Consider the following 7993-nt stretch of genomic DNA (forward strand, 5'->3'; position numbering starts at 1 on the left):
GCCGTCGGCGGGTGCGGCGGCTGCGGCGGGACGGGCGGTGCGGACGGTGCGGCGGGCGGGGCGGCCGGCGGGACGGGCGGTACGGCGGGAGCCGTCGGCGGGACGGGCGGGGCCGGGGGCAGCGGGGCGGCGGGGGAGCCGATCACCGGGATGTCCGGCAGGGTCGGCTCGTGGTCCTCCTCCTCCGCGGCCGGCGGACCGGCGGGCCGGGGGACGATCACCGGCAGGTCCAGCGCGGTCGGGCTCTGCTCGGCCTCCTCGACGGCGGCGGTCGGCGGGTCGATCGGCAGCACGGCGACGGTGATGTTGTCGTGGCCGCCGGCCGCGACCGCGAACTTCACCAGGGTCTGCGCCGTGGCGAGCGGCTCGGTGCGGGCGTCCGGGCGCACGTAGTACGCCAGGTCGGTGGCCGCCTCGGCGTAGTTCCACAGCCCGTCGGTGCAGATCAGCACCACCCCGGGGACGTGCGGGGTGAAGTCGAGGGTGTGCGGCACGACCTCCTCGGCGTCGGCGCCGAGCCAGCCGGTGATCGCGTGCGCGCGCGGGTCGGCGTAGGCCTCGGCCTCGCCCATCAGCCCGGCCTCGACCATCCGGGCCGCCCAGGAGTCGTCCTGGGTGAGCCGGAACGGCTCGGCGGCGGCGCGGTCGTCCGGGATCCAGTACGCCCGGGTGTCGCCGACCCACCCGATGGTGACCCGGCCGCCCGCGGCTATCGCGCTGACGTAGGTGCAGGCGGGCGCGTTGAGGTCGGGCCGGGTGGGGCCGGCGCCGTCGGTGGCGAGGTCGGCGACGGCCCGGGCGGCGTCGGCGATGGCCTGGCGCATCGCCCGGTTCGGGTCCTGGCCGGCCTCCAGCGCGGTCAGCAGCGACTCGGAGGCGGCGTCCACGGCGGTCTCCGAGGCCTCGTCCGGGCGGTCGGAGGAGGAGACGCCGTCGCACACCACGGCGACCACGACCGGCTCGCCGCCGGGCAGCGAGGTCGCGGCGACGGTGAAGGAGTCCTCGTTGCGGTGGTGGCGCACGCCGCGGTCGCTGACCCCGGCGACACCGCCGAGCGACTTCTCCATGTGGTCGCGCGGGCGCGGCTGGGCGCCGCCGCAGCCCTCGCAGTACCCGTCCGCGGTGACCCGCGGCTGCGCGCAGTGCACGCAGACCGGCCCGCGCGGCGACGGTACGGCCTCGCCGTGCGCGGCGGCCCAGCTCGACGGCATCGCGCCGGGGGCCGCCCGGCCGTCCCGGCCGGTGCCGCAGGAGCCGCAGTAGGCGTCCTCCGGGTCCATCGGCTCCGAACAGCTCGGGCACTCGGTCTGCTGCGGCATCTGCTACACCCACGTCCTGGGACGGGCACGGTTGGCCCGTTCCACCATCTCGATCCTGGTCTCCGCCCGGTCGGCCAACCGGGCGAGTACCCGGTAGGACTGCTCCAGGGCGAAGCGCAGTTCCCGCTCCTGTGCGGGACGTCCCAGTACCACCAGGTCGGTGGCCCGCCGGCCGGCGGCCGCCTCGGCGCCGACCCAGCCGAGCGCCGCGTCGAGCACCTCGACGGCGAGCTCCTCGCGGCGGCGGGCGTCCAGCCGCAGCGCGGTCAGCTGCGCGGAGCTCGCGCCGAGGTCGGCGGCCAGGTCGTCGGTGGGCCGGCGCTCGCGCAGCCGGGCCCGGACGGCGGCGATCCGGGCGGCGGTGTACTGGCTGGAGGTGGCCGGGACGGTCTCCAGGACGCGGACCGCGCCGGCCCGGTCCTCCTCGGCCAGCCGGACCCGGGCCAGCCCGAAGGCGGCGCTCAGGTAGGCGTGGTCGGTGGCCCACACCAGCCGGTAGAACTCGGCCGCGTCGCCGCCGTCGCCGAGCAGTTCGGCGCAGATGGCGAGGGCCAGCTTGGGGGCGGCCTCGCCGGGGAAGGCGTCGTAGACGGCGTCGAAGGCCTCGGCGGCGGCTGTGATTCGCCCGCTCGCCTCCGGGCGCTCCTGGCCCGGCGCCGACGGTCGTCGCTCCGTCGCTCCTCCGTCGCTCCCGCGCTCCTCGCTTTCGGCGCCGGCGCGCCCTTCGGCTCGGGGCGGGGTGATGCGCCCGCTCGCCTCCGGGCGCTCCTGGCCCGGCGCCGACGCGGAAGCCGTCCCGTGCCCGTCGGCCAGGGCCGCGCCGACCAGGGCGGTCAGCCCGCGGTACCAGACCACCCGCCAGTCGTCCGGCTGGTCCCGCTCCAGTTCCGCGAGCCGCCCCACCGCCTCCTCGTGGCGCCCGAGTTCGAGCAGGGCGCGCAGCTCGCGCAGCCGGCTCTCGACCGAGACGGCGGGCGCGGCGGCCAGCGCGGCGAGCGTCTCCTCCGGGTCCGGGGTGACCAGGACGGCCAGGAAGCCCGCGTTGGGGTCGCCGGGGTCGACCCGGGGGACGGGCAGCGCGAGGGCGGCGGCCGCCGGGTCCAGCGGGGCCACCCGGAGCTGCCCGGCCCGCTCGGTGGGCAGCACCAACTCGGTGTCCACGACGCGCAGTTCGGGCCCGAACAGGGTGGAGGGCGCGGGCCGGGGCCGGTCGTCCTGGAGGGCCAGCACCTCCCGCAGCACGCCGGTGAGCTGGTCGGCCATCTCCTCGGCGGAGGCGAAGCGGCGGGCCGGGTCCGGGTCGGTGGCGCGGACCAGGAAGCGGTAGTACGACTCGTACCGGGCGAAGACCTCGACCTGCTCGGGGCCGGGCAGCGAGTCGCGGTAGGCGCCGCTGTAGCCCTGGAAGTCGAAGGTGAGCACCGCGAGGGTGCGGGCCACGGTGTACAGGTCGGAGGCGACGGACGGGCCGTCGGTGGCGATCTCCGGGGCCTGGTAGCCGATGGTGCCGTAGATCGGGCCGTCGTCGTCGAGCCGGCGGACCGCGCCCATGTCTATGATCTTGAGCGCGTCGCCGCTCTGGATCACGTTGTCGATCTTGAAGTCGCAGTACACCAGGCCCCGGTCGTGCAGGTAGCCCAGGGCCGGCAGCGCCTCCAGCGCGTACGCGATCGCCTGCTCGACCGGCAGCGGCTCGCGCCGGCCGTCCCGGGTGCGGCGCTCGTTGGCGATGTCCTTGAGCGACTTCCCGCCGACGTACTCCATCACGATGTAGCCGTCGGTGGAGCCGGTGCGCAGGTCCGGGTGCTCGGCGAAGTTGATGATCCGGACGATGTTCGGGTGGTCCACCTCGGCCAGGAAGCGCCGCTCGGCGACGGCCACCGCGAGCGCGTCCTCGTCCCCGGTGTCCAGCAGGCCCTTGAGCACCACCCACTTGTCGTTGACCCGCCGGTCCACCGCGAGGTAGATCCAGCCGAGCCCGCCGTGCGCCAGGCAGCCCACCACCTCGTACTGCCCGCCGACCAGGTCGCCGCGGCGCAGCTTGGGCGTGAACGAGTACGGCGTGCCGCACTTGGTGCAGAAGCCGTCCGGGCGGCCGGGGCGGCCGTTCTTCTCCCGGCCCACCGGGGCCTCGCACTTGGAGCAGAACCGCTTGCGCTCGGGCACCTCGGGGTCGGCCAGCACCGCCCGGGCCGGGTCGGCCGCCTCGACGGTCGGTACGGTGACCAGCCCGGCGCCGAGCCGGTTGCGGGTGCCCGCGCTGACGCTGCCCCGGGTGGAGCGGACCGAGACCGAGCGGCCGCTGCCGGTACGGGTCGAGCGGTGCGAGCGGGAGCGGCCGGACATCGAGCGCGCCGAGCCGGTGCGGGCCGACAGCGCGCGGGCCGAGCCACCGCGGCCGGAGCCGTGCGGTCCGGAGCCGTGGCCGGAGCCCGGGGCGACCCGGGCGGAGGGGACGTGGGGCTGGGTGACGCCGGTGTCGCCGGCCGACGGGGTCAGCCCGCACTCGTCGCAGTAGCCGTCCGGGTCGATGGTCCCGGAGCAGTCGCGCGGGCAGGGCGAGCCGGGACCGGCCGCCGCCCCCGCGGCACCGGAGGCAGCCGCCCCGGAGGTCGCGGTCGTCCCGCCCGCCGGGGCGAGACCGCACTCGTCGCAGTAGCCGTCGGCGTCGATCCTGCCGCTGCCGGAGCACTCCGGCCGTCCGCACGTCTCGCCCATCACCCTCAGCCCCCCTGGACCTGTCCGTCGGCGGGCGGCCGGCCGGCCCCCTCCGGTGCCTGCCCGGCCTCGGCCTCGGTGTGGGCCGGCCGCAGCGACTGCTGGAACCGGGCCACCGCGGCGGCCGCCGCCCGCAGGTCGCAGGGCGCGCTCCACAGCAGCCAGCGCGCCTTCTCGTACCGTTCGATCACTTCCGGGTCCTCGGCGACCCGCAGCCGGGCCGCCATCGCCTTGTAGGCGTCCAGCCGCCCGCGCAGCTCGGCCCGGACGGCCAGCGGCTGGGTCACCTCGGTGAGCGACTGCCGGGCCCGGCCCAGCTCCTTGGCGGCGGCGTCCTCCAGCGCGTCCAGCAGCGGCGCCAGCCGGCCCCACTGCCCGGCCTGCCGCAGGTCCAGCGCCGCGACGATCCGCTCGCGCAGCGCCGAGGCCGGTCCCGGCACCGCCGGGACGTCGCTGGACGCTATCTTCGCCAGCACCTCGCCGCGCGCCCGGCGGGCCTCGGCCAGGGTGGCGTCGGCCCGCTGGAGCAGGTCGCCGACGCCCTGGAGGCGCTCCTCGGCCTCGTCGCGCAGCCGCAGCAGGTCCTCCAGCTCCAGCCGGACGCCGTCCAGCGCCCGCCCGCTCCGGTCGAACCGCTCGGTGTCCACCATCCCGGCCGGGCCGGCGAAGGCCAAGCCCTCCGGGACGGTGCCGCGCTGGGCGGGCACCCGGGCCGGGCGCCACAGCGCCAGCGGGTCCCCGCGCACCTCGGCGCGCAGCTCGGCGAGGCCCTGCTCGATCCCGGTCAGGTCGTCGGCCAGCGGGTGGGCGCCGGTGCGCACGCCGAGCGAGGCGGCCAGGGTGCGCACCCGCTGGAGCTCGGCCAGCAGCAGGTCGATCCGGGCCGGCAGCGCCGACCAGACCGCGTCGGCGGCGCTGACCACCTCCAGCACGGTGGCGTACCAGGAGTTCATCCGGGCCATCAGCGCGTCCAGGCTGATCCGCTCGACCAGCTTGGCGGGCGCGCCGAGCACCTGCGGGCCGTCCGGCACCACCCCGCCCGGGACGGTCACCGCGTCGCCGGTGAGCAGTTCGCTCAGCTCGGCGAGTTCGGGCGCGCCGGGCTTGGCCTTGCGGGCCCGTACGGCGCGCGCCGAGGCCAGCGCCTCGGAGTAGCGGTCGAACAGCGCCCAGAGCAGCGGCAGGCCCTTGCCCGCGACGGACCAGCGCTCCAGGGTGCGCCCGGACAGCTCGGCGCCGTCCAGCAGCCGCAGGCCCGGGTGGTCCTGGAGGGCGAGCAGCGCCGACTCGACCGCGTCCCGCTCCGCGCCGAGGCGGGCGAGCGCGCGGTCGACCTCCTCCCGGCTCAGTACCGGGCCAGCCGATGCCGCCACCGCGGTGTCCTTCCTTCCTCGCGTGCGATCCCGACGTGCCCGACGTACCCGACAGGCCTCACGTGCGGTCCCACGACAACCCCCGTGTCCACCACCGGTCTCCCCGTGGTGATCGTCCCGAACCCTAGCCGGTGGCCGTTCGGGCGGAGCGGGCGCGGGGCGTCCATGGGCCGTCAACGCCCCGCTGACGGCCCGCGCGCTACCTCTCCCGCGCCGTCCTCCGCGTCACCCCCGGCCGTCCGCCGGCCGTCCGCCGACCGCCCCGGTTGCTGTCCCGGGTGCCGTCCAGCGGGCCGGTTCAGTGCGCGCCCGGCCAGTAGCGGTCGGCCTCGTTGAGCATGTACGGCTTGAGCCAGTGCTCGTACGAACGGGCCCAGTCGCCGCGCGCGTAGTAGTCGGCCAGCACCTGGTTCACCCGGGCGGTCAGGTCGGTGCTGTCCTTCGCCATGGCGACGCCGATCACCTCCGGCTGGGCCTCGCCGTCCACGATCCGCACGGTCTGGTCCTGCGCGGCCTGACCGGCCGCCAGGCCGCTGTCGGTCATGGTGGCGTCGACCTTGCCGAGCTGCATCAGGACCAGGCAGTCCAGCTGGTTCTCCACCGTGACGACCTGCCGGGCGGTCTTCTTCTCCTTGACCACGTTCAGCGCGGTGGAGCCGTCGGCGGCGCAGACCGTCCGGTCCTTGACCGCCTCGTCGATGGTCCTGGCCGGCGAGGCCTTCGGCACCAGGACGCGCTGGCTCATGGTGAAGTACGGCTTGGAGAAGGCGACCTCCTCCAGCCGCTTGCAGTTGACCGTCATGGTGCGGACGATCAGGTCGACCCGGCCCTTCTTGACGGCGTCGATCCGGTCGGCCGTGGCCACCGGCTTGAGCACCACCTTCTCCGGGTCGCCCATGACGGCCGCGCCGATCGCCCGGGCGAGGTCGATGTCGAAGCCCTCGATCTGGCCGGTGTTCGGGTTGCGGGCGCCCCAGCGGTAGCTGTTCTGGTCCACCCCGATCACCAGGCTGTGCCTGCCCTTGATGGCCTTCACGGCCGGGCCGTCCTCGGTGCTCGGCGGCATGCTCTTCGTGACGTCGCAGCCCTCGGCCTGCTCCTGCCCCTCCTGCTGCACGGCGGCCGGCACGGCCAGCGGCGCGGCGGTCGCGCCCGCCGGGGCGGCGCCGACCGGCCCGCCCCCGGCGAGCACGGCCGCGCCGGCCGCCAGCAGGGCCAGCGCGGCGGCGGGCCTGGTCCTTCTCCTGGATCCTCGGTCGTTCATCGGTCGGTTTCCTCCCCCTTGCCCGTCAGCGGTACTCGGCCAGTCGCCGGCCCAGGCCCCGCAGCGCGGCGGCCGCGGCCAGCAGGCCCAGCAGCGCGGTGGCGACGGCGGCGGCCCGCAGGTCTCCGCCGGTGCCCTCGGCGGCCTGCCGGAAACGGTCCTGCTCGATGTCGGCGGCCCGGGCGAGCGCCTTGTCGGTGGCGTTGAAGGCGGCGTCGGCGGTGTCCGCGTCGGGCCTGGCCGTCACGGTGGCCTCCAGCGCGCCCTGGTAGTCGGCCTCCGCGACCTCCCGCGTCCGGGCGGCGTCGTGCAGCCCGCGCCAGTGCTCGAACTGCTTCACCGCGTCCTGGATGCCCGGCTTCGCGGCCGCCGGGGCCCGGTGCAGGGCCTCCGCCAGCGAGCCGCTGTACCGGTCCGGCGGGACGTCCTTCACACCGCCCAGGGTCTCGGCGGTCTTCGCCCACTGGTCGGCGTACCGGCCGGTCGAGCCGCGGGCGACGAAGTGCAGGTTCTCCGCCAGCCGGGCGGTCAGCACGTCCGCCCGGGCGGAGTTGAGCGCCTGCAGCGGGCCCGCGCCCTCGCGGGCGCTCTGCTTGAGCGCCGAGCTGGTGGCCAGCCCGGTGACGGTCAGCCACAGGGCGCCGGCCAGTACGGCGGCGGTGGCGCCCAGCAGCCCGATGTTGAACACCCGGTTGGTGCGGCGGAACAGCGTCAGCTGCACCCAGACCAGCGCGGCCAGGGTGACCAGCGCCAGGCCGTAGGCGGCCCACGGCACGGACTGCGCCGCGCGGTAGTCGTCGGCCAGCTCCTGCCGCTCGACCTCGGCGAGTTCGGCGGCGGCCGGCAGCAGGACGGTCTGCATCTGCTCGGAGGCGTAGCGCAGGTAGGCGCCGCCGAGCGGGATGCCCTGCCGGTTGTCCGCTCGCGCCGTCTCCACCAGGCCCGCGTACGCCGGGAGTTGCTTGTTCAGCCGGGCGAGCGAGCCCTGCGCGGGGGAGGTCGCCGTGGTCCGGGCGGCGGCCTGGGCGACCAGCTCGGCGGCGGTGGCGATGTCCCGCTCGTAGCGGCCGCGGACCTCCGCGGGCTCGGTGCCGGCCAGCAGGAAGCCGCTCGCCGCGGTGGTGGCGGCGTCGGCCAGGCTGCGGTGGATCTCGGCGGCGTCCCGGCTGAGCGGCTGGCTGTACGAGACCACCCGGTCGGCGGCCTGCGCCCTGGTCTCCAACTGCCAGCGGCTGACCGCGCTGTCCGCGATCCGGGCCGCGGGCGAGGCGGTGCTGGTGGACAACCGGCCGCTGGTGCCGCCGTACAGCATCCAGGCG

General features: G+C 76.5%; 5 protein-coding genes and 1 pseudogene. 1 reads left to right on the forward strand and 5 read right to left on the reverse strand.

Translation table 11 applies throughout. The features are described 5' to 3' along the window. From ABZW03_RS32670 to ABZW03_RS32690, 5 genes are all read right to left on the reverse strand, one after another. Window positions 1-1319 (reverse strand): PP2C family serine/threonine-protein phosphatase (locus ABZW03_RS32670; protein WP_355266442.1); only part of this gene is annotated, 1319 nt, incomplete at its 3' end. A gap of 3 nt (window positions 1320-1322) precedes the next feature. Further along, window positions 1323-4037, reverse strand: coding sequence for a tetratricopeptide repeat protein (locus ABZW03_RS32675; protein WP_355266453.1), 2715 nt, complete (start codon window positions 4035-4037; stop codon window positions 1323-1325). Between the two features lie 5 nt (window positions 4038-4042). Next, window positions 4043-5410 carry a hypothetical protein gene (locus ABZW03_RS32680; RefSeq protein WP_355266445.1) on the reverse strand — a complete coding sequence of 456 codons (1368 nt, stop codon included), beginning with the start codon at window positions 5408-5410 and terminating at the stop codon, window positions 4043-4045. Between the two features lie 298 nt (window positions 5411-5708). Then, window positions 5709-6674 carry a glutamate ABC transporter substrate-binding protein gene (locus tag ABZW03_RS32685; protein WP_355266448.1) on the reverse strand — a complete coding sequence of 322 codons (966 nt, stop codon included), beginning with the start codon at window positions 6672-6674 and terminating at the stop codon, window positions 5709-5711. Window positions 6675-6699: 25 nt separating this feature from the next. Then, a complete protein-coding gene (locus ABZW03_RS32690) occupies window positions 6700-7866 on the reverse strand; it encodes a hypothetical protein (RefSeq protein WP_355266451.1) in 1167 nt (388 codons plus the stop codon). Between ABZW03_RS32690 and ABZW03_RS32695 the strand changes: the two are divergent. Next, a pseudogene (locus ABZW03_RS32695) lies at window positions 7853-7993 on the forward strand (DUF881 domain-containing protein); the annotation flags it as partial. The gene ABZW03_RS32690 and the pseudogene ABZW03_RS32695 sit on opposite strands and share 14 nt — an antisense overlap.

It is taken from the genome of Kitasatospora sp. NPDC004799, from assembly GCF_040609095.1.
Taxonomy (GTDB): Bacteria; Actinomycetota; Actinomycetes; order Streptomycetales; family Streptomycetaceae; genus Kitasatospora.

What these genes read in the sequence shown, in the direction of transcription:
- ABZW03_RS32675 (WP_355266453.1), bottom strand. Translation starts at nt 4,037, where the DNA reads ATGGGCGAGACGTGCGGACGGCCGGAGTGCTCCGGCAGCGGCAGGATC.
- ABZW03_RS32685 (WP_355266448.1), bottom strand. Translation starts at nt 6,674, where the DNA reads ATGAACGACCGAGGATCCAGGAGAAGGACCAGGCCCGCCGCCGCGCTG.